Raw genomic sequence first — 1,082 nt, forward strand, 5'->3', positions numbered from 1 at the left:
CCTTCGGCGATCCATGCGGTCGGTGCCGCCGGGTCGAATCCGGCGGCGCGCAGCGCGGCGGGCCAGTCCTCGCGCAGATCGATGGCCACGGTCCGGCGGTCGGCGGCCGGCGCAGCCCCGAGATCGGCCAGGGTCCGGGTCTTGAACTCGATCACCTCGGGCTGATCCACCTCGAACACGACGGTGCCCGCCGGCCAGTCCAGCCGGTAGGCGCGGGTGTCCAGCCCGGAGGCCAGGATCACCGCCTGCCGGATCCCGGCGCGCCCGGCGTGGGCGAAGAAGTCGTCGAAGAACCGGGTGCGCACCGCGATCTGCTCGCACATCCGCTGCCGGTCCAACATCTGATCGCCCTCGACGCACAGTTCGCCATCGGCGAGCCGGATGCAGTGCTCCAGCCCCACCGCTTTGACGAGGGCATCGGCGTACGGGTCGTCGATGAGCGGATCGGGCTGTTTGGTGGCCAGTGCCCGCGACGCGGCGACACCGGTCGCCGTCGAGCCGACGCTGGTTGCCAGGTCCCAGGTGTCACCCTCGGTGCGTGCCATGTGAACTTCCTACTTTCGAATCGCGGTCACGGCCACCGAGCTGCGCAAAGGTGCGTCCTCGTCGGTGGTGGGGAAGGTGCGGCCGTAGCGGGCAAACACCTCGGAGCGGGGGAGTGCGGTCACCTGCCAGCCGTGGCCGGCCAGGTAGGCGTCCACCGGGTTGCGGTCGCCGTCGTACCAGAGTTCGGACAGATCGACGTCGAAGCCGTGCTCACGCCACCGCTTGCTCATGGCCCGGCCGCGGTCGCGGAATGTGGCGCCTGCGTCGATGTGGTACTCGGTGGCCAGCCGGCTACCCGGGGCAGAGATCGCGCTGATGTTGTCGAAGAGCCGGTCCTGGGCGTCGGGCGGCAGGTAGATCAGCAGTCCTTCGGCGATCCATGCGGTCGGTGCCGCCGGGTCGAATCCGGCGGCGCGCAGCGCGGCGGGCCAGTCCTCGCGCAGATCGACCAGCCCCAGGTGCTCGGCGCCAAATCGGCGACCATGAGCGAGATCGGCGCCGCGCCGACCGCGGAGCGCCGCACCGTGGCCATCGAT

2 protein-coding genes are annotated in these 1,082 nt (G+C 70.8%); both read right to left on the reverse strand.

Going from position 1 to position 1,082, the window contains the following annotated elements:
- A partial coding sequence (locus ACWDTP_RS38615; RefSeq protein ID WP_450028474.1) for a class I SAM-dependent methyltransferase occupies window positions 1-545 on the reverse strand: 545 nt, incomplete at its 3' end.
- A gap of 9 nt (window positions 546-554) precedes the next feature.
- The coding region (locus ACWDTP_RS38620; RefSeq protein ID WP_450028475.1) for an SAM-dependent methyltransferase at window positions 555-1,082 on the reverse strand (528 nt) is incomplete at its 5' end.

The organism is Mycobacterium sp. NPDC003449 (assembly GCF_053588415.1).